The sequence below is a fragment of the Cupriavidus ulmosensis genome (genome assembly GCF_977008105.1).
Map to the genome: position 1 here is coordinate 3644821 of NZ_CDRMWP010000001.1, position 23530 is coordinate 3668350.

At 69.0% G+C, this 23530-nt stretch carries 23 protein-coding genes; 6 read left to right on the forward strand and 17 right to left on the reverse strand.

Features of this window, described 5'->3' with window-relative positions; all coding sequences use genetic code 11:
- Window positions 1–175: 175 nt before the first annotated feature.
- The 8 genes from ACWTPI_RS16720 to purB all read right to left on the reverse strand — a co-directional run bounded on the left by ACWTPI_RS16720 (window position 176) and on the right by purB (window position 9038).
- Window positions 176–1183: a response regulator gene (locus ACWTPI_RS16720; protein WP_454732200.1), complete on the reverse strand. Its 1008-nt coding sequence runs from the start codon at window positions 1181–1183 to the stop codon at window positions 176–178.
- Window positions 1180–2313 carry a hybrid sensor histidine kinase/response regulator gene (locus ACWTPI_RS16725; RefSeq protein ID WP_454732201.1) on the reverse strand — a complete coding sequence of 378 codons (1134 nt, stop codon included), beginning with the start codon at window positions 2311–2313 and terminating at the stop codon, window positions 1180–1182. The genes ACWTPI_RS16720 and ACWTPI_RS16725 overlap by 4 nt, the downstream gene beginning before the upstream one ends.
- A gap of 7 nt (window positions 2314–2320) precedes the next feature.
- Window positions 2321–3652: a sensor histidine kinase gene (locus ACWTPI_RS16730; RefSeq protein ID WP_020204137.1), complete on the reverse strand. Its 1332-nt coding sequence runs from the start codon at window positions 3650–3652 to the stop codon at window positions 2321–2323.
- 46 nt (window positions 3653–3698) lie between these two features.
- Window positions 3699–5096: a class I SAM-dependent methyltransferase gene (locus tag ACWTPI_RS16735; RefSeq protein ID WP_029043845.1), complete on the reverse strand. Its 1398-nt coding sequence runs from the start codon at window positions 5094–5096 to the stop codon at window positions 3699–3701.
- Between the two features lie 437 nt (window positions 5097–5533).
- Window positions 5534–6124, reverse strand: a complete 591-nt coding sequence (locus tag ACWTPI_RS16740; RefSeq protein WP_020204135.1) for a YceI family protein — start codon at window positions 6122–6124, stop codon at window positions 5534–5536.
- Window positions 6125–6189: 65 nt separating this feature from the next.
- The gene (locus ACWTPI_RS16745) at window positions 6190–6762 is read right to left on the reverse strand and encodes a YceI family protein (RefSeq protein WP_020204134.1); all 573 of its coding nucleotides are present in this window, start codon (window positions 6760–6762) and stop codon (window positions 6190–6192) included.
- A 71-nt stretch (window positions 6763–6833) separates the two neighbouring features.
- Window positions 6834–7424, reverse strand: a complete 591-nt coding sequence (locus ACWTPI_RS16750) for a cytochrome b (RefSeq protein ID WP_454732202.1) — start codon at window positions 7422–7424, stop codon at window positions 6834–6836.
- Between the two features lie 228 nt (window positions 7425–7652).
- Window positions 7653–9038, reverse strand: a complete 1386-nt coding sequence (purB, locus tag ACWTPI_RS16755) for an adenylosuccinate lyase (protein ID WP_020204132.1) — start codon at window positions 9036–9038, stop codon at window positions 7653–7655.
- Window positions 9039–9418: 380 nt separating this feature from the next.
- Here purB and ACWTPI_RS16760 point away from each other — a divergent pair, with 380 nt between their 5' ends.
- Window positions 9419–10033 carry a glutathione S-transferase family protein gene (locus ACWTPI_RS16760; protein WP_020204131.1) on the forward strand — a complete coding sequence of 205 codons (615 nt, stop codon included), beginning with the start codon at window positions 9419–9421 and terminating at the stop codon, window positions 10031–10033.
- Between the two features lie 48 nt (window positions 10034–10081).
- Here ACWTPI_RS16760 and mnmA read toward each other — a convergent pair whose 3' ends face one another.
- The 5 genes from mnmA to ACWTPI_RS16785 all read right to left on the reverse strand — a co-directional run bounded on the left by mnmA (window position 10082) and on the right by ACWTPI_RS16785 (window position 14034).
- On the reverse strand, window positions 10082–11173 hold the full coding sequence (gene mnmA / locus ACWTPI_RS16765) for a tRNA 2-thiouridine(34) synthase MnmA (RefSeq protein WP_059413519.1): 1092 nt from the start codon (window positions 11171–11173) through the stop codon (window positions 10082–10084).
- The gene (locus ACWTPI_RS16770; RefSeq protein WP_052165935.1) at window positions 11170–11673 is read right to left on the reverse strand and encodes an NUDIX hydrolase; all 504 of its coding nucleotides are present in this window, start codon (window positions 11671–11673) and stop codon (window positions 11170–11172) included. The genes mnmA and ACWTPI_RS16770 overlap by 4 nt, the downstream gene beginning before the upstream one ends.
- A gap of 90 nt (window positions 11674–11763) precedes the next feature.
- Window positions 11764–12702, reverse strand: coding sequence for a 4-hydroxy-tetrahydrodipicolinate synthase family protein (locus ACWTPI_RS16775; protein WP_454732203.1), 939 nt, complete (start codon window positions 12700–12702; stop codon window positions 11764–11766).
- Window positions 12689–13111 carry a hypothetical protein gene (locus ACWTPI_RS16780; RefSeq protein ID WP_454732204.1) on the reverse strand — a complete coding sequence of 141 codons (423 nt, stop codon included), beginning with the start codon at window positions 13109–13111 and terminating at the stop codon, window positions 12689–12691. The genes ACWTPI_RS16775 and ACWTPI_RS16780 overlap by 14 nt, the downstream gene beginning before the upstream one ends.
- A 122-nt stretch (window positions 13112–13233) precedes the next feature.
- Window positions 13234–14034, reverse strand: coding sequence for a TorF family putative porin (locus ACWTPI_RS16785; RefSeq protein ID WP_454732205.1), 801 nt, complete (start codon window positions 14032–14034; stop codon window positions 13234–13236).
- Window positions 14035–14528: 494 nt separating this feature from the next.
- Here ACWTPI_RS16785 and ACWTPI_RS16790 point away from each other — a divergent pair, with 494 nt between their 5' ends.
- From ACWTPI_RS16790 to ACWTPI_RS16810, 5 genes are all read left to right on the forward strand, one after another.
- Window positions 14529–15650 carry a Re/Si-specific NAD(P)(+) transhydrogenase subunit alpha gene (locus ACWTPI_RS16790; protein WP_059413517.1) on the forward strand — a complete coding sequence of 374 codons (1122 nt, stop codon included), beginning with the start codon at window positions 14529–14531 and terminating at the stop codon, window positions 15648–15650.
- 185 nt (window positions 15651–15835) lie between these two features.
- Entirely contained in the window at window positions 15836–16198 is a 363-nt protein-coding gene (panD, locus tag ACWTPI_RS16795; RefSeq protein WP_454732206.1) for an aspartate 1-decarboxylase, read from the forward strand.
- 120 nt (window positions 16199–16318) lie between these two features.
- Entirely contained in the window at window positions 16319–16663 is a 345-nt protein-coding gene (locus ACWTPI_RS16800) for an NAD(P) transhydrogenase subunit alpha (protein ID WP_020206666.1), read from the forward strand.
- A complete protein-coding gene (locus tag ACWTPI_RS16805; RefSeq protein WP_059413516.1) occupies window positions 16660–18120 on the forward strand; it encodes an NAD(P)(+) transhydrogenase (Re/Si-specific) subunit beta in 1461 nt (486 codons plus the stop codon). Before ACWTPI_RS16800 ends, ACWTPI_RS16805 begins: the two co-directional genes overlap by 4 nt.
- A 314-nt stretch (window positions 18121–18434) precedes the next feature.
- Window positions 18435–19472: a response regulator gene (locus ACWTPI_RS16810; protein ID WP_020206664.1), complete on the forward strand. Its 1038-nt coding sequence runs from the start codon at window positions 18435–18437 to the stop codon at window positions 19470–19472.
- Between the two features lie 83 nt (window positions 19473–19555).
- Here the strand turns inward: ACWTPI_RS16810 and ACWTPI_RS16815 are convergent, their stop codons facing one another.
- The 4 genes from ACWTPI_RS16815 to ACWTPI_RS16830 form a co-directional block, all read right to left on the reverse strand.
- Window positions 19556–20854, reverse strand: coding sequence for a THUMP domain-containing class I SAM-dependent RNA methyltransferase (locus ACWTPI_RS16815; RefSeq protein WP_454732207.1), 1299 nt, complete (start codon window positions 20852–20854; stop codon window positions 19556–19558).
- An 81-nt stretch (window positions 20855–20935) separates the two neighbouring features.
- On the reverse strand, window positions 20936–21541 hold the full coding sequence (locus tag ACWTPI_RS16820) for a DsbA family protein (protein WP_454732493.1): 606 nt from the start codon (window positions 21539–21541) through the stop codon (window positions 20936–20938).
- Between the two features lie 133 nt (window positions 21542–21674).
- The gene (locus tag ACWTPI_RS16825) at window positions 21675–22097 is read right to left on the reverse strand and encodes a CopD family protein (RefSeq protein ID WP_454732208.1); all 423 of its coding nucleotides are present in this window, start codon (window positions 22095–22097) and stop codon (window positions 21675–21677) included.
- Between the two features lie 80 nt (window positions 22098–22177).
- Entirely contained in the window at window positions 22178–23458 is a 1281-nt protein-coding gene (locus ACWTPI_RS16830; RefSeq protein ID WP_020206660.1) for a glutamate-5-semialdehyde dehydrogenase, read from the reverse strand.
- Window positions 23459–23530: the final 72 nt, after the last annotated feature.

Consider the following 23530-nt stretch of genomic DNA (forward strand, 5'->3'; position numbering starts at 1 on the left):
TGGGCACCTCCGGGTGCCCATTTTCATTTGTCTTGCCGATGCGCTGCGCGCCGCCGCTTGCCGAAGGTTTGCGCCCCTCTCCCGCGCAGCGGGAGAGGGAGGACACCTTACCTGGGCTAGCTCTGGTGGCGTGGGCCCGTTCTGGCGGCTTCGTTCATTGCCCCGGGGTTGCCGATCAGAACTGCTCGATCCACACCGCCAGGCGGTCCGCCGGGAATTCCACGGTGCGCTCGGCCGCGCGGAAGACGATGACATCGCCTTCGCGCGTGGCCTTGAGCGCGCCGCCGGCCTCGTCGAGCCACAGCAGGCCGGCCAGCCAGGCCGCGTGCTGCGCCGAGACGTCCTGCTTGACCGGCTCGCCGAGGTACTCGGCCAGCGCCGCGGGGCGGGTCCAGACCAGCGCGTCGCCGTCGCGGCGCACCGTGGCCGCGCCCTCGCCTTCGGCCAGCACCTCGGCCAGCACCGCCACCGCGTCGCCCGCGCCGCGGCCCGCGTAGCGCGCGCGCAGCGCGGCGAGCTGCGCCGCCACCGCGTGGCCGAAGCCGCCGCCGCGCTTGCTCTCCGCCGCCACGAGGTCGGCGTAGTCCATCAGCAGCCAGTCCGGCTCGGGGTTCTGCACGCCGGCCAGCGCGGCCGAGGCCAGGTAGGTCTCCACCGGCTGGAAGCGCTCCGGCGCGCTCAGGCTGGCGGCCAGCGCGCGCACCAGCCCGACGCGCGTGGCGATGGTCTGCTTCTGCAGCACGCTCAGCTTCTCGCGCACGAGCTGATCGCGCTCCTTGCGCAGGCCGGCCATCTCCAGCGCCTGCTTGAGCTCCATGCGCAGCGCGGTGATGTCCCACGGCTTCTTGATGTAGCGGTGGATCTGGCCTTCGTTGACAGCCGCGACGGTATGCTCGATCTCCGAGTAGGCGGTGGTCAGGATGCGCACGATGTGCGGGTAGCGCTCGCGCGCGTAGCGCAGCAGCTCGTTGCCGTACTCGCCCGGCATGCGCTGGTCGGAAACCAGCACGGCGAGGCTGTCGGCGTGGGCATCGAGCAGCGCCTTGCCCTCTTCGACCGAGCCGCCTGTCACCACTGGCGCCAGGGCGCCGATGGCACGCTGGAAATACTTGACCGCCGTGGCTTCGTCATCGACGAACAGAATCGCCGGTGAAAGTGCCTGCGTGGCATTCGGTTCGTTCATCGATCACTCCTATGCATTCGACTCTTGGTATTGGGGAAATCCAGCGTGACGGTGGTGCCCGCGCCGGCCATTGACTCGATCCGGATGCCGCCACCGAAAGACTGCATCACACGGTTGCAGAAAATCATGCCCAGGCCGTTGCCGCCGGTGCTGGCGTGAGTCGTGACCGGGTCCACCAGCAGGCGTCCCATCACTTCCGGCGGAATGCCCGGGCCGTTGTCGCAGATGCGGATCGCCGCCTCGGGCTCGGTCGCCACCACGAAGCGCAGCGAGGGGGCGGCCACGCCGTCGAGCGCGCGCAGCGCGTTGGACAGCAACGACGACAGCACCAGCGCCACGCAGTTGGGCAGCGTGCGCACGGCGAAATCGCCCTGCATCTCGACCGCCACCCAGCCGCGCTGCTGCCCCGCGAACGGGTAGGTGTCGAGCAGCGCGGCGATCAGCCCGCCGGCGGTCACTTCGCGGCTGGCGCCGGCCTGCGTGCCGGGCCGGCTGCCGGTGCTGCGCACCGACTGCAGGAACGACGAGATCACCGCCAGGCAATACTGCGCGTTGTCGTGCATCGCGCTGGCCGCCTGGCCGATTTCGCCCTGGCGCTGCGGATTGTATTCCGCCGCGATCCGGCTTTCGATGCCGCGCGCGAAATTGGCGATCGCGGCCAGCGGCGTGTTGAGCTCGTGCGCGAGGAAGGCCAGCGTCTCGTCGATGGCCATCAGGCGCTGGTGGCGCATCGAGCGCTCGCGGTAGCGCTCCGCCGCCATGCGCAGCGCGTCGCGCACCTGGCCGAGCCCGAGCGGCTTTTCCAGGATGCGGAACACCTCGCCGGTGTTGACCGTCTGCAGCAACATGTCCTTGTCGGCGTAGGCCGTCACCAGCACGCGCACGATCTGCGGGTACTCGAGCGCGATCTGGCGCAGCAGGTCGCCGCCGTCGCGGCCCGGCATGCGGAAGTCCGTCACCAGCACCGCCACGCGCGCGCCCTCGCGGCGCAGGATGCCGACCGCCTCGTCCGCGCCGCCGGCCACCAGCACCTCGTACTCCGCGCCGACCGCGCGGGCGAAGTACTTGCATGCCATCTCCTCGTCGTCGACGTAGAGCACGGTAAGCCGGGGTTGCCTGGCGTCGCTCATGGCGTCCTCAGTCGGCGCGCGGCAGGTCGAAGCTGAACGAGGCCCACTGGCCCTGCTCGCTCTCGGCGAACAGCACGCCGCCGTGGCGCTCGATCACCGCATAGCTGATGGACAGGCCGAGGCCGAGGCCCTGGCCGACTTCGCGCGTGGTGAAGAACGGCTCGAACACGCGCGCGAGGTTCTCGGGCGCGATGCCGGGGCCGTTGTCCTTCACGGTCACGTGCAGGCGGCGCTCGACCCACTTCACGGTGGTGTGGATCGCCGGGTTCTGCGTGCCGGCCTTGCGCATGGCCAGCGCGGCGTTGGAGAACAGGTTGATCAGCACGCCGATCACGGCGGCCTCGTCGCCCAGCACCAGCGTGTCGGCGGGCAGCTCGCGCGTGACCGCGACGCCGCGCAGTTCGTGCGCGGTGAGGCGGATGGACGAGTCCAGCGCCTTCTCGAACAGGAACGGCGTGCCCTCGGCCTCGGCGCCCGGCTTGCGGTAGGCGAAGGTCTTGAGGTCCGAGACGATATGCTGGATGCGCTGCATGCCCTGCTTGGCATCGACCAGGCATTCCTGCAGCATCGGCTCGTTCTTGGCCACCGGCTCCTCCATCGCCACCTCGATCGCCATCAGGCAGAAGTTCACCGGGTTGTTGACCTCGTGCAGCAGGCCCGCGGCCAGCGTGCCGATGGCGGCCATCTTTTCCTGCTGCAGCATCTGGCCCTTGATGTCGACCAGCTTGCGGTTGATGACTTCCAGCTCGGCGTTCTTCTGCGCCACCTCGGCCTTGAGGCGGAACAGCATGAAGCGCGCGCGCTCGTTGAAGAAGGTGTAGACCGCGCTGGCCGCCGCGGCGAACAGCAGGAACAGCGAATTGACGATGAAGGTGCCGACCGGCTCGATCCCGCCGGGATGGAACAGGCAGGCCAGCAGGTAGAACAGGTAGGAGAGCAGGCCGAACACCAGGTTCTGCCACAGGCCGAACGGCAGCGCGATGCCGGAGGCGAAGATGGCCAGGTTCAGCCCCACGTAGTACGGCGACTCCACCCCGTCGGTGTGCCAGATCATCCACGAGATCATGATCTGCGGCAGCAGCAGCCACGACAGCGTCAGCCACGGCGCGAAGCGCCGCCCGGCCGAGCTGTACAGCACCACGACGATGCCGGCGATCAGCAGCGACACCAGCACCCGCGCCACCGCGAACGGCGCCTGCAGCTGCGGGTACTGGCCGTAGTCCAGTCCCACGCCGAGCAGCACCAGCACGATGGCGGTATAGGCGCCGCCGCGGCTGAAGGCCAGGCGGAAGTCCGCCAGCTCGGTCTGGTAACCCGCGTAAAGTTGATTGGTGCTCATGGCTGGGCCGGCTGCTGGTGTGTCGCTGGTATGGCGGAACGGGGGTTCAGGATATGGTCGCTTCCGCGAACACGTTGACGCCGGTCTGGTCGACGTAGAGTCTGTGCCCGCTCGACTGTTCGGGCAGCAGCATACTCATCCTGGCCTCGTCGCGGTAGATCAGGTACCACTCCAGCAGGTGTTCCATGCCGAATTTCTCGGGATTGGCCGAATGGACGTTGGTCACCAGCAACTGTCCGCCGGGCCGCGTGCGCGCGGCGAAATAGCTGAGCAGGCGCGCGCACACCTTGTCCGAGAGATAGTCGAACAGGCCGGCGCAGTACACCGCGTCGAACTCGCGCAGGCTGGCGTCGTCGGGCGCGATCTTGCGCTTGAGCAGCTCGTGCACCGACTGGTGCACCATCTCCACCGCCACCTTGTCCTTGTGGCCGGCCGCGGCGGCCGAGCGCTCGATCGAGGCCTTGGTATAGGCCAGCGTCTCCTCGCTGAAGTCGACCAGCTGGAACGACAGCAGCTCGGGCTGCGGATACTCGCGCACGAAGCGCTGGATCTCGAAGGCCGGCCCGCAGCCCACGTTGAGCACGCGGAACGGGCGCCCGGCCGCGCGCGCGGCGTCGGCCTGGCGCGACAGGAAATCGACCAGCAGGTCGATGCGGTTGCGGTGGGCGGTGGCCACGGCGGCCTTGAGGAAGGCCGTGTTGACGATCTGGAAGTAGGTGGTCGGGCCCTGCTGCGGATCGCTCAGGATCTGGTTGACCATCTCGTAGTCGCCGGCATAGCCGAGCGGCTTGGTGAAGGTGCGGTAGACGAACGGCGCGCGCAGCAGCAGCGGGTGCAGCGCGGACTGCGCGTAGGTGCGGTGCACCGGCGCGATCTCCGCGTCGACCTGCTCGGCCTCGCCTTCCAGGCGGTCCAGGTAGGTCTTGGTCTTGAGCATGATCGGCGTGGCCAGCTCGTAGAACACGTCCTCGCGCAGCCGCCCGTCGACCTTGGGCAGGTTCTCGGTCAGGTCCACCTGCTCGACCCAGCGCGAGACTTCGGAGAGAAAGGCGCGCATTTCGTTGACCACGATCTGGTAGTCGCGCCGGATGTTGAAGCGCGCGTCCCAGTCGTTGATGAACAACTGCGCTTCGCGGCCGACCGACTTGGGCTCGTTGGTGAGGTCGCTCAGCTCGCGCCATTCGTCGATGAGCGTGAGGGAGACCACCGCGGTGAGGCCGGTGTTCACCAGGCTCATCACCACCGCCTTGCCCAGGTAGGCGTTCTTGCTGCCCATGCGCACACTCAGCTCGCTCAGCACCTCGCTGACCTGAACGATCGAGTACGGGTTGTAGATTTCCATCACCAGAGATTTTCTCTGGAGATTGATAATTGTGCCCCGCACCTGCTCGCCCTGCGAGTTGCGGAAGCTGACCACCGGATCGATTTGCGTTTGGGAGTACACGGTATGGCGCCAGAGAAATCCGAGAAACGCTGCCGGCCGGCCAGTCCTTGCCTGACTTGGCCGGGTACAGCTCGTACGGCGAGGGGATCGCTGCGATCGCTATGCTAGGCCGGCATCAAGGGGTACTGCTGGGATACATGTCGGTAATCGGTTGCGGGCATGGGCGTCCTCGTCTGATGGCAGGCACGCACGCGACTACACCCTGGTGACTGTGAGCGGGAAATGGCTGAACCGAGCGGAATCGTCGACTGGATGAGACTGTAACTGATTCCTAACGATTCATTGTACTGTGGCCGCCAGGTGCGGACAACATAACGCGGCGGCGCCGCGCGCGGTGTCCGCCGCGCCGGGCCGCGCCAACGAAAAAAGGGCCGGGGATCGCTCCCCGGCCCTTGCCGTGCCGCGTGCCGGGGGCGCCGCCCCGGCATGCCGCGCGTTCAGTCCACCTTCACGCCTTCGACCTGGATGGCCAGCTTGACCTGGGGCTTGAAGCCCATCTTCACGCCGTAGTCGATGCCGAAGTCGGCGCGGTTGAGAGTGCCGACGGCGTCGGCGCCGCAGGCTTCGCGCTTGAGCATCGGGTGCTGGATGCACTTGAACTCGCGGATCTCCAGCTTGACCGGCTTGGACACGCCGTGCAGCGTCAGCACGCCGTCGACCTCGGTCGGCACGTCGCCGTTGAACTTGGAGAACTTGCCCTTGTAGGAGGCGTCCGGGAAGGCATCGACGTCGAACATGTCCGGGCCCTTGACGTGCTGGTTCAGCTTGGCGTTGCCGAAGTCGACCGAGGCGGGATCGATCTTGACGTCGAGCGAGCCGGTCTTGGCCGCACGATCCAGCGTCACCGTGCCGCTCGACTTCTCGAACTTGCCGCGCCAGACGGACAGGCCGCCCAGGTGGTCGGCCTCGAAGCTCGGGTAGGTATGGGTCGGATCGAGGTTGTAGGTCACCGAGTTGGCGGAGGCCACGCCGAACGCGGCGCTGGCGGTGATGGCCGCGGCGGCGGCGAGGATGGTACGCAGTTTCATGAGTTCTCCGGCGGAAAAATGGAACGGACAGCGATAAAACGAGAATGGCAGCGGGCGCGGCGCGCTCACTTCCTGGCCAAGGTCACGATGTGGAACTTGATCTGGACGTCGTCGGCGACCACGGAAGTGTCCTTCCATTCGCCGTCGCCGATGTTGAACGCGGTGCGCTTGATCGGCAGCACGCCGTCGAACACCTGGCTGGCGGCGTCCTGGCGGTAGGTCGCGGGCACCACCACGTCCACGGTCTTGCCCTTGATGGTGAGCTTGCCCGCCACCTCGAACTTGCCGGCGGCGCCGGCCTTGATGCTGGTGGACTGGAACACCGCCTTGGGGTACTTGGCCGCGTCGAACCACTCGCCGCCCTTGACCTCCTTGGTGGTCTCGGCGTCGCCGATCTCGAAGCTGGCGACGTCGATCTCGACCTTGGCCGAGGAGGTGGCCAGCTTGGCCGGGTCGAACGAGACGGCGGCGTCGAACTTCTTGAACTTGCCTTCCATCGGCACGCCGATCTGGCGGGCGGTGGCGGTGACCGAGCTCTTGCCGGCGTCGACCTGGGCCCAGGCGAGATTGGCGGCGATACCGGCGCTGGCCAGCGTAGCGGCCATCAGGAGCGCGCTCGGGCGGGGAATGCGTTTCATCAAAAACTCCTGTCGCTGAGAGGGCCTGCGCCCTCGGGGTCGGATATTCCGCTGATTCCGGCGGTTGCGGATTACTTCAGGAACGGCAGCATGCGGGCCAGCGTGCCGTCGCGCTCGATGAACTGGTGCTTGATCGCCGCGGCCGCATGGATTACGACGATGGCGGCCATCAGGTAGTTCAGCCAGATGTGCGTCTGCTTGAGGATCTCCTTGAGCGCGTCGTCCGGCCCGATCAGCGACGGCAGCGGCACGATGCCCAGGTAGACCACCGGCACGCCGGCGGCGCAGCTATACAGGTAGCCGGTCACGGGCACCACCAGGATCAGCACGTACAGCAGCATGTGGGCGCTGTGCGCGGCGGCGGCCTGCCAGGCCGGCGTGCCGGCGGCCGGCGCCGGCGCGCGGTGGGTGGCGCGCCACAGCACGCGCAGCACGGCGACGGCGAACACCGTCACGCCCAGCCACTTGTGCCACGAGAACAGCTTGAGCTTGAGCATCGACAGGCCCGGAATGCCGGTCATGTAGAGGCCGAGCGCGAAGGCGGCGAAGATCATCAGCGCGATGATCCAGTGCAGGCCGATCGCGGTCGCGCCGTAGCCGGCGGCGGACGATTGTGGCGAGGCAGCCCCGGCGCGCGCGCCGGTCTTGACTTGCGAATGCATGGGAGACCCCTGCCCGTGACGGGCGTTTCATCGACTTCTGCAAAAAGACAACGGCGGCGGACGGGCCGCCCGCCGTTGAATTCTCGCATTATTGTGCGGCGGGCAGCCCAGCGAACGGTCTGAAATTCATGGATTCATTCAAACCATTTGAAGTGACATTCCGCCGCGCCCGCCGCCGGACGAAAAAAAACCACCCCGCGGGGTGGTTTTTCGTGGCGCCGGGCCGCGTCAGGAAGCCGAAACCGACTCGGCCAGGCTGATGGCGCGCCCGATGTAGCTGGCCGGGGTCATTTCCAGCAGCAGCTGCTTGGCGTCGTCGGGAATCGCCAGGCCGCCGATGAAGGTGCGCAGCGCCTCGCGCGAGATGCCCTTGCCGCGCGTGAGCTCCTTGAGCTGTTCGTACGGATTGGGCACGCCGAAGCGGCGCATCACGGTCTGCACCGGCTCGGCCAGCACTTCCCAGCAGTTGTCGAGGTCTTCGTGCAGGCGCTCGGGGTTGGTTTCGAGCTTGCCCAGGCCGCGCAGGCAGGCCTCGTAGGCCAGCAGGCTGTAGCCCAGCGCCACGCCCATGTTGCGCAGCACGGTGGAGTCGGTCAGGTCGCGCTGCCAGCGCGACAGCGGCAGCTTCTCCGACAGGTGGCGCAGCACCGCGTTGCCCAGGCCCAGGTTGCCCTCCGAGTTCTCGAAGTCGATCGGGTTGACCTTGTGCGGCATGGTCGACGAGCCGATCTCGCCGGCCTTGGTCTTCTGCTTGAAGTAGCCCACCGAGATGTAGCCCCACACGTCGCGGTTCAGGTCGATCAGGATGGTGTTGGCGCGCGCGATGGCGTCGAACAGCTCGGCCATGTAGTCGTGCGGCTCGATCTGGATGGTGTACGGGTTGAAGGTCAGGCCCAGGCGCGACTCGATCACCTGCTTCGAGAACGCCTCCCAGTCGAACGACGGGTAGGCCGACAGGTGCGCGTTGTAGTTGCCCACCGCGCCGTTCATCTTGCCCAGCAGCTCCACGCGCTGGATGCGCTCGATGGCGCGGCCCAGGCGCGCCGCCACGTTGGCCATTTCCTTGCCCAGCGTGGTCGGGCTGGCCGGCTGGCCGTGCGTGCGCGACAGCATCGGCTGGCGCGCGTTGGCGCGCGCCAGCTCCACCAGGCGCGCGTGCACGCGCTGCAGCGCCGGCACCACCACCACGTCGCGCGCGCCCTTGAGCATCATGCCGTGCGAGGTGTTGTTGATGTCTTCCGAGGTGCAGGCGAAGTGGATGAACTCGCTGGCGGCTTCCAGCTCGGCGTTGCCCTTGACCTGCTCCTTGAGCCAGTACTCGACGGCCTTGACGTCATGGTTGGTGACGGCCTCGATTTCCTTGATGCGCGCGGCGTGCGCCTCGGTGAAGTTGTCCACCAGCGCCAGCAGCGCGGCCTCGGACGCCGGCGAGAACTTCGGCATGTCGGGCAGGCCGGCCTGCGACAGCGCGATCAGCCAGTGCACCTCCACCTTGACGCGGTTGCGCATGAAGGCGGCTTCCGAGAGCCACTCGCGCAGCGCGTCGGCCTTGGAGGCATAGCGGCCGTCGATGGGAGACAGGGCGGTGAGCGGGGAGAGCGAGGACGTGGACATGCTGGAAGACCGGAAGGAAGGGAAAGGACGGCGGCCTGCCGCGATCTGGCGTCGAGAGCGCCCGTCAACAGATCGAAAGAGACCAATCAGGCGCGCCAACCGACCGGCGGCGCGGTGGAAAGCGGGCATTTTACCATCGTGGCAGCCGTTCTGTGACCGCCGCCGCGGGCATGGCGCGCCCGCGCGTATCGGCACCACGACACCGGCGCGGCGTTGGCGCGCCGCCGCCACGTGCCGGGCACGTGGCACGGGTATACTCCCGCTCGCCAATCCACTAGCCTGTTATGAAGTGCATCGGGCATGCCGGCCGGACGCCCCCGCGCGCGGCCCGTCGTGCCAGAGAGCGCCGATGCACTTCATAACAAGCTCGAGGGGAGTCCATGAAGCTGTATGCATCGCAGACCAGTCCTTACGCGCGCAAGGTGCGCGTGGTGATGGCGGAAAAGAAGATCGACTACCAGATGGTGGAAGTGGATGTGTGGTCGCCCGACACCACCATCAGCCAGTTCAACCCGCTCGGCAAGGTGCCGTGCCTGGTGATGGAAGACGGCGGCGCGATCTTCGACTCGCGCGTGATCGTCGAGTACGTCGACACGCTCACGCCGGTCAGCCGGCTGATCCCGCAGGGCGCCCGCGAGCGCGTGGAAGTGCGCTGCTGGGAAGCGCTCGCCGACGGCCTGCTCGACGCCGCGCTGCTGGCGCGCCTGGAGCACACCCAGCGCGAGCCCGCCCAGCGCAGCGAGCGCTGGGTCAGGCGCCAGCTCGGCAAGATCGACTCGGCGGTGACGGCCATCGCCGACGGCCTGGCCGACCGCCCGTGGTGCTGCGACAACCACTACTCGCTGGCCGACGTGGCGGTGGGCTGCGCGCTGTCGTACCTGGACTTCCGCTTCGCGGACATCCCCTGGCGCGAGCGCCACCCGCGCCTGGCGGCCTACCAGGACAAGCTGGCCAAGCGCCAGTCGTTCATCGACACCGAGCCGCCGCGCGCCTAGGCGCGCGAGCCGCCGGGGCATGCACGGTGCCCCGGACCGCGCGCCGCGCTACCGGATGATGCCGCCGCCCAGGCAGACATCGCCCTGGTACAGCACGGCCGACTGGCCCGGCGTCACCGCCCACTGCGGCTCGGCGAACGCCAGCCGCAGCGCGTCGCCGGCCAGCGCGGCCACCACGCAGGGCGCGTCGCTCTGCCGGTAGCGCGTCTTGGCCGACAGCGCCGTGCCCGCCGCCGGGCCCTCGCCCGCCACCCACGACAGGTCGGCGGCGTCGAGCACCGGCGTCAGCAGCCACGGATGGTCGTGGCCCTGCACCACGTACAGCGTATTGCTCGCCATGTCCTTGCGCGCCACGTACCAGGCGTCGCCGCTGCCTTCGCGGCTGCCGCCCAGGCCGATGCCCTTGCGCTGGCCCAGCGTGTAGAACGCCAGGCCGATGTGCTGGCCGACCTCCCTGCCGTCGGGCGTCTTCATCGGCCCCGGGCTGGTCGGCAGGTAGCGGTTGAGGAAATCGCGGAACGGCCGCTCGCCGATGAAGCAGATGCCGGTGGAATCCTTCTTCTTCGCGTTGGGCAGGCCGATCTCGGCGGCGATCTCGCGCACGCGCGTCTTGGGCATCTCGCCGAGCGGGAACAGCGTGCGCGACAGCTGCGCCTGGTTCAGCCGGTGCAGGAAGTAGCTCTGGTCCTTGGTGTGGTCGAACGCCTTGAGCAGCTCGAAGCGGCCGCTCTGCGCCTGCCGCACGCGCGCATAGTGGCCGGTGGCGATGGTGTCCGCGCCCAGCGACATGGCATGGTCGAGGAAGGCCTTGAACTTGATCTCGGCGTTGCACAGCACGTCGGGATTGGGGGTGCGGCCGGCCGAATACTCGCGCAGGAAATCGGCGAACACGCGGTCCTTGTACTCGGCGGCGAAGTTGACCGCCTCCACGTCCACGCCGATCAGGTCGGCCACCGAGACCACGTCGAGCCAGTCCTGCCGGGTCGAGCAGTATTCGCCGTCGTCGTCGTCCTCCCAGTTCTTCATGAACAGGCCGATCACCTCGTAGCCCTGCTGCTTGAGCAGCCACGCGGTCACGGAGGAATCCACCCCGCCCGACATGCCGACCACCACGCGCTTGCCGCTTGTGCCGCCGCTCATGCCAGGCTCCCGCCGCCCTGCACCGAGACATGGGTGTAGAGCGCGTCGAGCGCGAAGCGCTTGCCCGCCAGGTAGTCCTCGATGCACGCCAGCAGCAGCGGCGTGCGGTGGCGCTCCGGGCACGCGCGGATCTCGTCCGCGCTCATCCACACGGTGCGCACGATGCCCACGTCGAGCTGGCGCCCGGCGTCGAGCGCGCCCAGCTCGCCGGTGAAGGCGAAGCGCACGTAGGTGATGTCGCCGCCGGGCCGCGTGGCGCTGCCGGCCGACGCGGCGCGGGCCATGTAGCAGCCCAGCAGCGCGCGCGGCTCGAAGGTGTGCGCGGTCTCTTCCAGCGTTTCGCGGATGACCGCGTGCACCAGGCTCTCGCCGGGATCGAGGTGGCCGGCGGGCTGGTTCAGCCGCAGGCCGGCGGGCGTTTCTTCTTCCACCAGCAGGAAACGGCCGCCGCGTTCGATGACCGCGGCGACGGTGACGCTGGCTTTCCAGTCGTGTGACATGATGCACAAAATTTAGGCAATCCGGCATTCTACCGGTTGCCGCCCTTTCGTGCACCGGCGCCGGGCGCGTCCGGCGCGCCCGGCCGCGCTTCAGGCCGGCAGCAAAGTGCCTTCCAGGTCCCGCGCCGACGGCAGCAGGCCGATCACCTGCTCGAGCCGCGCGCACAGCGCCCGGCTGGCCGGCATCAGCGGCCGGCGCACCTCGGCGTCGGCCAGCCCGCACAGGGCCAGCGCCGCCTTGACCGGGCCCGGATTGGGCTCGGAGAACAGCAGCGCGATCAAGGGCGCCAGGTGCGCGAACAGCGCGCGCGCGGCCTCGTGCCGGCCCGCCTCGGCCAGCCGCGCCAGCCGCACGAACAGGTCGGGGCGGATGTGCGCGCTGGCCGGCACCACGCCGTCGCCGCCGGCCAGCAGGTGGCCGAGCATCGCCTCGTCCTCGCCGCAGAACACCGACAGCGCCTCGCAGCCGGCCAGCGCGCGCAGCCCGGCCGCGTCGCACTCCTTGACCGCCACGATGCGCGGATGGGCGGCCAGGCGCCGCACCAGCGCCGGCGACAGCGCGCAGCCGGTGCGGCGCGGCACGTTGTAGAGCATCAGCGGGCGCCAGGTGGCCTGCGCCACGCATTCGAAATGCCAGGCGATGCCGTCGTCGCCGGGGCGCAGGTAGTACGGCGGCGGCACCAGGTAGCCGGCCAGGTCGAAGCGGTCGAGCTGGCGCACCTGCGCGCACACCGCGCGGGTATCCACGCCGCCCACGCCGGCCATCACCGGCAGCGCGCCGTTGACCGCCTCCAGCACCGCGGCGGTAAACATCAGCCGCTCCGCCGGCGAGAGCAGGCCGCCCTCGCCCGTGGTGCCGAGGATGACGAGGCCGTCCATGCCGCTGGCCGCGTAGTGCGCGGCCAGGCGCTGGGCGCACGCCAGGTCCGGCTCGCCGCCCTTGAGCGGCGTCACCATCGGCAGCCACAGCCCGCTGCCGCCCGGCCGGCGCAGGCCGCTCGCCGGCGCCGCGGGCTCAGTGCGCGGCATGGTCTTGCCCCAGCGGCGTGGTCACGCCGAACTCGGCGGCCGGCAGCGCCGTCATGATGGCGTGCATGGCGGCGTCGCGGCCGCCGCGCTCGACTTCCACGTGCACCGTGGTCTCGCCGTGGCGGTGGTCCACCTCGACCACGTAGATGCGCGCCAGCTTGCCGATCGCGGCATGCAGCGACTGGCGCAGCGCGAAGACCTGGCTGGACGCCACCGCCAGGCGCAGGCGGATCCAGGCGCACGCCGTGTCGGCGGCGGGCCGCGTGGGCAAGATGGAAGGCGCGGCGCCACGCGCCGCTTCGGCATGGGCGGCGTGGGCGGCGTGGGCGGCACGGACTGTGCGGGCACTGGCGCCGGCACGGCGGCGCGGCACGGAAACGAAGGCCAGGGCAAGACTCGACTGTCGCATGAGGACGGGATCCGCGCGCGGCGGATCGTCTGTGGTAGATGGAATCATGCTATGCAGGGCCGCCTCAAGTTGATGCAAGGATTGCCGCCGGCGCCATCAAGAAGGCATCAAAACGGCCGCGCTCAGAAGGTCTTGGTCAGCGACGCGAACGCGGTCGCGCGCCCGATGTAGCGGCCCGGCGCATTGGTGTAGACCGAGCGGTGCGCATTGGTGTCGATATACGCGACCGCCAGCGCGAAACCCTTGCCCAGGTCCTTGGTCAGGCCCAGCTTCCAGTCCGTGTACGAGGCGTTGTCGACGTGCTTCACGCCCTGGTAGCCGACGTGCGCGTTGGCCGTCAGGCCCCAGAAATCCAGTGGCACGTTCGCGCTCAGGTCCACGTAGTAGCTGTAGCGGCTGTCGGCGAAGCCGAACAGGTTGGTCATCGACTGCGAGTACTTCAGGAACACCGGGCCGTAGCCGGCGCCAACATAGAGCTCCGTGGTGTTCGGGCTCGTCAAGCCGGCCGGGTAGTCGCCCGGGTAGTAGTACTGCAGCACGCCGGCGTCGTAGTTCCACTCCAGTCCGGCGATGGTCACGGTATTCTTGAAGCCGGCGTAGAAATCCATCTCGATCGGCGCCGACACGTCCGGGTTGCTGTCGTCGAGCCAGCTGATGCTCGAGTTCCAGTTGCCGATGTAGAAGCCGCTCGAATGCGCGTAGTCGAACCCGCCCTGGATGGCCGGGCGGCGGTTGGTCTGCATCAGGCCGCGGTAGCGGTATTCGCTGGCCAGCGTCACGTTGGCCGAGAACGTATGCGGCGAGGCTTCTGCGGCGGCATCGGGAGCGGTGTCGGCATGGGCGCCGGACATGGCGAACAGGAGCGCGGCGCCGGACAGGAAAGCGGCGCAGGCGCGCGGAGCAGCGAAGCGAAAGACAGTCATTGGATGGCTTGCGGAAAACAGGGACATCGACGGGAAAGCGCCGTCGGCGCTGCCGCGCGGCACCGGCCGCACGGCGAGCGCCACAGTACGGGAGCGCATCTCAAATCGGTGTCAAGAAAGCGGCGGCGCGCCGAGCGGGCGCATAAAGACGCGGCCGCGGCCCTGTTGCGCAAAAGCCGAACGGCCAGTCACCATTGATCGTCAGTTTCCTGTAAGCTGCGGAAAAATTGTGCGCCGGGCCCGGCTCCGGCCGCGTGTGCGAACCGCGGTGCGAACATGCGGCGCGAACCGCGGCGCAGACATGCGGCGCGAGCACGCGGCGCAGAAATACGAGGACCCGGCACAGGGTCCGGGACGTCCGCCCGCAAAGCAGAGCAGCGGCATTGTCAGAATGAAGCGAAGCGGTTCTGGTCGGGCGCACCGCCTTGCCGCGCCGCATCGCCAGGTTCGTTTTGACAGCGCCTCGAAGACGCCATCAAAAGGAGAAATTGACGATGCACATCGGCATCCCGCAGGAGACGCGGGCAGGTGAGACCCGCGTCGCCGCCACCCCCGAGACGGTCAAGAAGTACGTCGCGCAGGGCCATCAGGTCATCGTGCAGTCGGGCGCCGGCGTGCGCGCCAGCCAGCCCGACGCGGCCTACGAGGCGGCCGGCGCCACCATCGGCACCGCGGCCCAGGCGCTGGGCGCGCAGCTGGTGCTCAAGGTGCGCGCGCCGGACGATGCCGAACTCGCGCTGATGACGCCGGGCGCCGCGCTGGTCGGCATGCTCAACCCGTTCGATGCCGACAACAACGCGCGCATGGCGCGCGCCACGCTCACCGCCTTCGCGCTCGAAGCCGCGCCGCGCACCACGCGCGCGCAGAGCATGGACGTGCTGTCCTCGCAGGCCAATATCGCCGGCTACAAGGCCGTGCTGGTCGCCGCCTACCACTACCAGCGCTTCATGCCGATGCTGATGACCGCCGCCGGCACCGTCAAGGCCGCGCGCGTGCTGATCCTCGGCGCGGGCGTGGCCGGGCTGCAGGCCATCGCCACCGCCAGGCGGCTCGGCGCCGTGATCGAGGCCTCCGACGTGCGGCCCGCGGTGAAGGAGCAGATCGAATCGCTGGGCGCCAAGTTCCTCGACGTGCCGTTCGTCACCGACGAGGAGCGCGAGATCGCGCAGGGCGTGGGCGGCTACGCGCGGCCCATGCCGCCGGACTGGATGCGCCGCCAGGCCGAGCTGGTGCACGAGCGCGCCAGGCAGGCCGACATCGTCATCACCACCGCGCTGATCCCGGGCCGCCAGGCGCCGGTGCTGCTCAGGGAAGAAACCGTGCAAGCCATGAAGCCGGGCTCGGTGGTGGTCGACCTGGCCGCGGCGCAAGGCGGCAACTGCCCGCTCACAGTGGCCGACGAAGTGGTGGAGCGCCACGGCGTCACGCTGGTCGGCCACACCAACCTGGCCAGCATGGTGGCGGCCGACGCCTCGGCGCTCTACGCGCGCAACGTGCTCGACTTCCTCAAGCTCATCATCGACAAGGACGGCCAGTTCGTGCTGAACCTGGAAGACGACATCGTGGCGGCCTGCCTGATGTGCAAGGACGGCCAGGTGATCCGCGGCGCCAGCTGAAGGCGCGCGCGGGCCCGCCGCGGCCCCGCGCGCCTTAGAATGGCGCCAGGCGGTTGCGGCCGGGCGCCTTCGCGCCGCCGCGGCATCCGCCGGCACGGCCGGCGCACGCGCGCCGGAACCTTTCCCAGCGGCCCGCCGGGCTTGCCCGCGGGCTCACACGGCAACAAACCAAGGACGTATCACCCATGCAACGCATCATGCTCCGCGCCAAGCTCCATCGTGTCACCGTGACACAGGCGGATCTCCACTACGAGGGCTCGTGCGGCATCGACGAGGACCTGCTCGACGCGGCCGACATGAAGGAGTTCGAGAAGATCGAGCTGTACAACGTCAACAACGGCGAGCGTTTCTCCACCTACATCATCAAGGGCGCGCGCGGCACCGGCGAGATTTCGCTCAACGGCGCGGCCGCGCGGCGCGCGCACCTGGGCGACCACCTGATCATCTGCACCTACGCGCCGATGAGCGACGAGGAAATCGCCACCTACAAGCCGAAGGTCATCCTGGTGGACGACCACAACGGCATCAAGGGAATCAAGAAGGTGTAGGCGGCACGCGGCGCCCGGCGAGCCAGCCGGGCGCCGCGCCGGGCCGCGCACGAGAACGCGGACAACCGCGCGCGCGGCATCGCAGGCAGGCAAGGCATTCAGGCAACGGAGGAGAAGACGATGGAAATGGTGAACCACACGGTGATCAACCTGATCATCTTCGTGCTGGCGATCTACGTGGGCTACCACGTGGTCTGGACGGTGACGCCGGCCCTGCACACCCCGCTGATGGCCGTGACCAACGCGATCTCGGCCATCATCATCGTCGGCGCCATGCTGGCCGCCGGCCTGACCGAGGGTCTGGTCGGCCGCACCATGGGCACGCTGGCGGTGGCGCTGGCCGCGGTCAACGTGTTCGGGGGCTTCCTGGTGACCCAGCGCATGCTGGAGATGTTCAAGAAGAAGGAACCCAGGGCGAAGAACGGCGCGAAGGACGGCGGCGCGGACAAGGAGCACGGCAAATGAGCATGAACCTCGTCACCCTGCTCTACCTGGTCGCCTCGGTGTGCTTCATCCAGGCGCTCAAGGGCCTGTCGCACCCGAGCAGCGCGCGCCGCGGCAATGCCTTCGGCATGGCCGGCATGCTGATCGCGGCGCTGACCACGCTGGCGCTCATCGTCAAGCTCAAGAACGAATTCCTCGCGCTCGGCGCGGGCCAGTCGCCGGTGGGCGAAGGGCTGGCGCTGATCCTCGGCGCGCTGGTGGTGGGCGGCGGCATCGGCGCCTACGTGGCCAGGAAGGTCGAGATGACCAAGATGCCCGAGCTGGTCGCGGCGATGCACTCGCTGATCGGCCTCGCGGCGGTGTTCATCGCGGTGGCGGCGGTGGCCGAGCCGGCCGCCTTCGGCATCACGCCGGCCGGCTCGCACGAGATCCCGCTGGGCAACCGCATCGAGCTGTTCATCGGCTGCTTCGTCGGCGCCATCACGTTCTCCGGCTCGGTGATCGCGTTCGGCAAGCTGGCCGGGCGCTACAAGTTCCGCCTGTTCCAGGGCGCGCCGGTGTCGTTCGCCGGCCAGCACTGGCTGAACCTGCTGCTGGCGGTGGCGATGATCGGCTTCGGCGTGATCTTCTTCCTGTCGCAGAGCTGGCTGCCGTTCCTGGTGATGCTGGCGCTCGCCTTCGTGCTGGGCGTGCTCATCATCATCCCGATCGGCGGCGCCGACATGCCGGTGGTGGTGTCGATGCTGAACTCGTACTCGGGCTGGGCGGCGGCGGGCATCGGCTTCTCGCTGAACAACCCGATGCTGATCATCGCCGGCTCGCTGGTGGGCTCGAGCGGCGCGATCCTCTCGTACATCATGTGCCGCGCCATGAACCGCTCGTTCTTCAACGTGCTGCTGGGCGGCTTCGGCGGCGCGGCCGCGAGCAGCGCGGGGGGCGCGCAGCAGCAGCGCAACGTCAAGTCCGGCTCGGCCGACGACGCGGCCTTCCTGATGGGCAATGCCGAGACCGTGATCATCGTGCCCGGCTACGGCCTGGCGGTGGCGCGCGCGCAGCACGCGCTCAAGGAACTGACCGAGAAGCTGACCGAGAAGGGCGTGACGGTGAAATACGCCATCCACCCGGTGGCCGGCCGCATGCCGGGCCACATGAACGTGCTGCTGGCCGAGGCCGAGGTGCCCTACGACCAGGTCTTCGAGATGGAGGACATCAACAGCGAGTTCGGCCAGGCCGACGTGGTGCTGGTGCTGGGCGCCAACGACGTGGTCAACCCGGCCGCCAAGACCGACCCCGGCTCGCCGATCGCCGGCATGCCGATCCTGGAGGCCTACAAGGCCAAGACCATCATCGTGAACAAGCGCTCGATGGCGGCCGGTTATGCCGGGCTGGACAACGAGCTGTTCTACATGGACAAGACCATGATGGTGTTCGGCGACGCCAAGAAGGTGGTCGAGGACATGGGCAAGGCCATCGACTAGGCACGCCGCGGGGCGGCCGGCGCCGGGCGCGCCCGTATTCCCGTGTCCGCCGCCATTGCCGGGCCCCGCTCCGGGTCTGGCCACCCCCTACTTCGACCCCGCCGCGCGCCGGTTGCGCGGGGGCGCGGGCGCGCTATACTGGTTCCGGTCTTCGGCCACGGTGTGCCCGCGGACCGGTCCGACCCGTGCCGCGTGCGGCCGGCGCGGCGGACCCGCCCCGACTCCGATCCGCCGCCAGCGCTCTGCCGCATCGGTCCCGGCCACGCCGATCCACCCGTCCGAGGTGTCCGAGAGACGCCCAAGCCGAACGCAACATGACATTCAACCCCCAGGACAGGAATCTGTCGGTCTTCCATCACCCGATCCTGACGGTGCTCGTCGACGACAGCAAATCGTTCATCGACAGCCTGGCGTTCCAGATGGACCCGGCGCGCCCGGTGGTGACGTTCACCGACCCGCGCGAGGCGCTGCAATGGGTGCGCGACACCTACACGCGCTTCACCGGCTTCCTGCCGGTGCGCGTGACGCACGACGACCTGACCTTCCTGACCGAGCGGCGCACGGTGCAGCTCGACATCGACCGCATCTACCGGCAGATCCACGACATCAACCGCTATGTGCAGCCGGGCGTGATCGTGGTGGACTATTCGATGCCGCAGATGAACGGGCTGGAATTCTGCCAGGCGCTGCAGGACCTGCCGTGCAAGACCATCCTGCTGACCGGCACCGCCGACGAAGGCATCGCCGTGCAGGGCTTCAACCACGGCCTGATCGACCGCTACGTCAAGAAGCACGACAGCAACATGGTGGAGCGGCTGGACCAGGAGATCGACGCGCTCCAGCAGCAATACTTCACCACGCTGTCGCGCACGCTGCGCGAGCTGCTCACGCGCCACTCGTTTTCCTTCCTGTCGGACCCGGTGATCTGCGACCGGGTGCGCCAGATCACCGCGCGCTACGGCTTCGTCGAGTATTACCTGTTCCCCAACCCGGCCGGCATCCTGATGCTGACCGCGCAGGGCCACGCCACGCTGATGGTGATCGAGACGCGCGCCGGGCTGATGAGCCAGGTGGAGTCCGCCGAGGCCTACGATGCGCCGGCGGCATTGATCGAAGGCCTGCGCGAGGGCCGCATCGTGCCCTTCTTCTGGCCGGGCAACGGCATGTACACGCCGGCCTGCGTCGACTGGGAGCAATATTGCCTGCCCGCCGAGCACTGCGCGGGCCGCGAGGATTATTTCTACGCGCTGTTCGACCTGCCGCGCCACCTGCTGCAGGAGCCCATCGTCAGCTTCCACGACTTCCTGCAGGACTTCGGGCGCCAGCCCGAGCGCATCACCGGCCGCCGCTAGCCGGCCGGCGGCGCGCGGCCAAGAGCCGGCCTGCCTGCCCTTGCCTTCCGCCCTTGCCTTCCGCCCTTGCTTCCCGCCCGGCGTCAGGCCGGCGCCGCGGCGCCGTCGCCGTTGCCGGCGCTACCGCCATTGCCGCGATTGCCGCCGCGCACCATGTCGAAACGGAACAGCCGGCACTCGATGTTGCCGTTGTAGAGCGGCGTACGGCGCGACTCCTTGAGGCGCAGCCGGCGCGGCAGGCCGAGGTCGCCGGTGAAGATCCAGACCTGCCAGCCGGCGAAGTTCTGCTTCAGCGTGGTGGCGAAGGCGCTGGCGAACTGGTTGGCGGCCTCGTCCTCGACGCCATCGTCGGGCGCCTCGTCGAGCGGGCGGCGGCGCTCGCCGCGCACCGCGATGCGCTCGCCGTAGGGCGGGTTCATCAGCAGCATGCCGGGCGCGGCGAACGGCGGCTGCGCGAAGCGCGCGTCCACCTGCTTCAGGCGCGGCTCGCCGGGCAGGCCGGCGCGCTGCCAGTTGGCCTCGGTCATCGACAGCAGGTCGGTGGAAATGTCGCTGCCGGCGATTTCCAGCAGATCGGCCGCGGCGCGCTTGCGCGCGGCGTCGGCGTCGGCCTGGGCGGCGGCCTTGAGTGCCTGCCAGCCGCGCGTGTCGGCGCCCTTGAGCCATTCGAAGGCGAAGCTGCGGCCCGCGCCCGGCGCCAGGCCCAGCGCCACCTGGGTGGCTTCCACCAGGAAGGTGCCGCTGCCGCACATCGGGTCGTAGAACGGCTGCTCGGTCTGGCCCGGCACCCAGCCGGCCAGGCGCAGGATGCCGGCGGCCAGGTTTTCCTTGAGCGGCGCCTCGCCCTTCTCCATGCGCCAGCCGCGCTTGAACAGCGGCTCGCCCGAGGTGTCGAGGTAGAGCGTGACGTCATGCTCGGTCAGGTGCGCATAAATGCGCACGTCGGGACTGACGGTGTCCACGCTGGGCCGCGCGCCGAGGCGCTCGCGCATGGCGTCGCAGACGCCGTCCTTCACACGCAGGCCGATGAAATTCAGGCTCTGCAGCGGCGAGCGGTGTGCCGTCACGTCCACCCGCAGCGTTTCGTCCGGCGAGAACCACTGTTCCCAGCGCTGGCCGCGCGCGAGGTCGTAGATATCGTCCTCGCGGCGGTAGCCGCGCGCGGCCACGCGCATCAGCACGCGGCTGGCGATGCGCGAATGCAGGTTGACCGCGTAGGCCGCCACCATCTCGCCCGAGAACGTGACGCCGCCCGGCATCTCGCGATGGACCTGGAACGGCGCGAGCGTGGCCATGCCGGGCCGGGCCGCGATTTCACGCAGCTCTTCGGCGAGCGCGCTTTCGAGGCCGCGCGGGCAAGGGGCAAAGAAGGCTTGGGACATGGCTTGGGGTTTCCTGCAAACAAAAACGTCCGCCGCGGCGGACGGGGTCGGATAGCGCGCAGTGTACCGCGCCGCGGGGCGTCAGCCGGCCGCGAAGGCACGCTCGAGGAAGTCCAGCCGGTCCTGGCCCCAGTAAGGCTGGCCCTCGTAGACGAACCACGGCGCGCCGAAGGCGCCGGCGGAGATCGCGTCCTGGGTGTGGCGGGCGTAGTCCGCCTGCACCGCCTGGGCCTCGCTGGCCTTGAGCATGGCGGCGCCGTCCAGGCCGATGCCGTCGGCGAGCTGGACCAGCGTGGCGGCGTCGGCGATGTTGCGCTGCTCGGCCCACAGCGCGCGGCCGATCACTCCGACCAGCTCCATCGCGCGGGCGGTGCCCTGGGCCAGCTGCACGGCGATGATCAGCCGGGCGGCGGGGTCGCCGGAGACCGGGAAGTAGGTCGGGTGCGGATTGAGCGGCACGCCCAGGAACTCGCTCCAGCGCGCCAGCTCCACCAGCCGGTAGGCCTGGCGCTGCGGCGGGCGCTGCGCCAGCGGCAGGCCGCCGGACACCGAGAACACCTTGCCCAGGTCGCAGGGCTTGAGGTTGACCTGCACGCCGTGCTTCGCCGCCAGCGCGGCAAAGCGTGCATGCCCTAGGTAGACGAAAGGCGATTGCGGGGAAAGATAGTAGTCGACCTGCTTGCTCATCATGTCCTCTGGACGGGGGTGGCGCGAGACAACGGCGCTTGGGACGGTGGGGAAACGGGAAAACGGAACCAGCCGGAAACGATACGGGAAAACGCCGCGGCGCGCTGGCGCCGCCACGCGGCCGCCGCGGGCCTCAGAACGGCTTGACCACCACCAGGATCACCACCGCCAGCAGCACCAGCACCGGCAACTCGTTGAACCAGCGGTAGAAGGTGTGCGAGCGCGCGTTGTGCCCGCCCTCGAACTTCCTGAGCAGCACGCCGCAGCCGTGGTGATAGCCGATCAGCACCAGCACCAGCGCCAGCTTGGCGTGCATCCAGCCCTGCCCCGGGCCGCGCCCGATGCCGTAGCCGAGATAGAGCCACAGGCCGAACGCCAGCGCCGGCACCGCCAGCATGGTCATGAAGCGGTACAGCTTGCGCGCCATCAGCAGCAGCCGCCGCACCCCGGCCGGATCGGTCTCGAGCGCGAGGTTGACGAAGATGCGCGGCAGGTAGAACAGGCCGGCGAACCAGGAAACGACGAAGACGATGTGCAGCGCTTTGACCCAGAGCATCTGGCTTCTTTTGTGGTGGTGGACTGGTGGACTGGTTGGCCTGCGGCAAACGCGGTGGCGGCGCCCCGCCCCGCCCCGGCTCAGGTGCGGATCTCGCCGTGCCCGAACACCACGTACTTGAGCGAGGTCAGGCCTTCCAGCCCGACCGGGCCGCGCGCGTGGAGCTTGTCGTTGGAGATGCCGATCTCGGCGCCCAGGCCGTACTCGAAGCCGTCGGCGAAGCGCGTCGAGGCGTTGATCATCACGCTGGCCGAATCCACCTCGCGCAGGAAGCGCATGCCGGCGGTGTAGTTCTCGGTGATGATGGAATCGGTGTGCGCGGAGCCGTAGGTGTTGATGTGCGCGATGGCTTCGTCGAGCCCGGCCACGGTGCGGATCGCCAGCACCGGCGCCAGGTATTCCAGGCGCCAGTCCTGCTCGGTGGCGTCGACCAGGCCGGTGAAGCCGGCGGCTTCCAGCGTGGCGCGGGTGGCGGCGCACACGCGCAGCTCCACGCCCTTTTCCTGGTAGATGCGGCACAGCGGCGGCAGCGCCGCGGCGGCGACGCCGGCGGCGACCAGCAGCGTCTCCATCGTGTTGCACGGCGCGTAGCGCTGGGTCTTGGCGTTGTCGCAGACGCGCACGGCCTTGTCGAGATCGGCGCCGTCGTCGATATAGACGTGGCAGATGCCGTCGAGGTGCTTGATCATCGGCACGCGCGCCTCTTCCATCAGGCGCGCGATCAGGCTCTTGCCGCCGCGCGGCACGATCACGTCGACGTATTCGGTCATGGTGACGAGCCGGCCGACGGCGGCGCGGTCGGTGGTCTCGATCACCTGCACGGCCTGCTGCGGCAGGCCGGCCGCGGCCAGGCCCTCGGCCACCAGCGCGGCCAGCGCGGTGTTGGACTCGATCGCCTCGGAGCCGCCGCGCAGGATGGTGGCGTTGCCGGACTTCAGGCACAGCGCCGCCGCGTCGATGGTCACGTTGGGGCGCGACTCGTAGATGATGCCGATCACGCCCAGCGGCACGCGCATCTGGCCGACCTGGATGCCGGTCGGGCGGTATTTCATGTTGCTGATCTCGCCGATCGGGTCGGCCAGCGCGGCGATCTGCTCGAGGCCGGCGGCCATCACGTCGATGGCCTTGTCCGACAGCGTCAGGCGGTCGATGAAGGCGGCGTCCTGGCCGTTGGCGCGGGCGCGCTCGACGTCGCGCGCGTTGACCGCCTTGAGGCGCGCGGCGTCGCGGCGGATCGCCGCGGCGATGGTCAGCAGCGCGCGGTTCTTGTCGGCGGTGGAGGCGCGCGCCATCGCGCGCGAGGCGGCGCGGGCCTGCTGGCCGACGCGTTCCATGTATTGCTTGAGATCGAGCTCGTTCATAGTCCTGGCCGGCAAAGCGCGGCCCTCAATGCGTGTATCTTGCCGGCGCGGCGTGAAGGGATCGTGGCAGGC

Bases quoted from the DNA above. Each gene is read 5' to 3' on its own strand.
- ACWTPI_RS16800 (WP_020206666.1), top strand. From the start codon at position 16,319: ATGGAAATGGTGAACCACACGGTGATCAACCTGATCATCTTCGTGCTG.
- ACWTPI_RS16720 (WP_454732200.1), bottom strand. From the start codon at position 1,183: ATGAACGAACCGAATGCCACGCAGGCACTTTCACCGGCGATTCTGTTC.
- ACWTPI_RS16780 (WP_454732204.1), bottom strand. From the start codon at position 13,111: ATGCGACAGTCGAGTCTTGCCCTGGCCTTCGTTTCCGTGCCGCGCCGC.
- ACWTPI_RS16760 (WP_020204131.1), top strand. From the start codon at position 9,419: ATGAAGCTGTATGCATCGCAGACCAGTCCTTACGCGCGCAAGGTGCGC.
- ACWTPI_RS16750 (WP_454732202.1), bottom strand. From the start codon at position 7,424: ATGCATTCGCAAGTCAAGACCGGCGCGCGCGCCGGGGCTGCCTCGCCA.
- ACWTPI_RS16830 (WP_020206660.1), bottom strand. From the start codon at position 23,458: ATGAACGAGCTCGATCTCAAGCAATACATGGAACGCGTCGGCCAGCAG.
- ACWTPI_RS16740 (WP_020204135.1), bottom strand. From the start codon at position 6,124: ATGAAACTGCGTACCATCCTCGCCGCCGCCGCGGCCATCACCGCCAGC.
- ACWTPI_RS16730 (WP_020204137.1), bottom strand. From the start codon at position 3,652: ATGAGCACCAATCAACTTTACGCGGGTTACCAGACCGAGCTGGCGGAC.
- ACWTPI_RS16770 (WP_052165935.1), bottom strand. From the start codon at position 11,673: ATGTCACACGACTGGAAAGCCAGCGTCACCGTCGCCGCGGTCATCGAA.
- purB (WP_020204132.1), bottom strand. From the start codon at position 9,038: ATGTCCACGTCCTCGCTCTCCCCGCTCACCGCCCTGTCTCCCATCGAC.
- ACWTPI_RS16790 (WP_059413517.1), top strand. From the start codon at position 14,529: ATGCACATCGGCATCCCGCAGGAGACGCGGGCAGGTGAGACCCGCGTC.
- ACWTPI_RS16725 (WP_454732201.1), bottom strand. From the start codon at position 2,313: ATGAGCGACGCCAGGCAACCCCGGCTTACCGTGCTCTACGTCGACGAC.
- ACWTPI_RS16805 (WP_059413516.1), top strand. From the start codon at position 16,660: ATGAGCATGAACCTCGTCACCCTGCTCTACCTGGTCGCCTCGGTGTGC.
- ACWTPI_RS16745 (WP_020204134.1), bottom strand. From the start codon at position 6,762: ATGAAACGCATTCCCCGCCCGAGCGCGCTCCTGATGGCCGCTACGCTG.
- panD (WP_454732206.1), top strand. From the start codon at position 15,836: ATGCAACGCATCATGCTCCGCGCCAAGCTCCATCGTGTCACCGTGACA.
- ACWTPI_RS16825 (WP_454732208.1), bottom strand. From the start codon at position 22,097: ATGCTCTGGGTCAAAGCGCTGCACATCGTCTTCGTCGTTTCCTGGTTC.
- ACWTPI_RS16815 (WP_454732207.1), bottom strand. From the start codon at position 20,854: ATGTCCCAAGCCTTCTTTGCCCCTTGCCCGCGCGGCCTCGAAAGCGCG.
- ACWTPI_RS16775 (WP_454732203.1), bottom strand. From the start codon at position 12,702: ATGCCGCGCACTGAGCCCGCGGCGCCGGCGAGCGGCCTGCGCCGGCCG.
- ACWTPI_RS16785 (WP_454732205.1), bottom strand. From the start codon at position 14,034: ATGACTGTCTTTCGCTTCGCTGCTCCGCGCGCCTGCGCCGCTTTCCTG.
- mnmA (WP_059413519.1), bottom strand. From the start codon at position 11,173: ATGAGCGGCGGCACAAGCGGCAAGCGCGTGGTGGTCGGCATGTCGGGC.
- ACWTPI_RS16820 (WP_454732493.1), bottom strand. From the start codon at position 21,541: ATGAGCAAGCAGGTCGACTACTATCTTTCCCCGCAATCGCCTTTCGTC.
- ACWTPI_RS16810 (WP_020206664.1), top strand. From the start codon at position 18,435: ATGACATTCAACCCCCAGGACAGGAATCTGTCGGTCTTCCATCACCCG.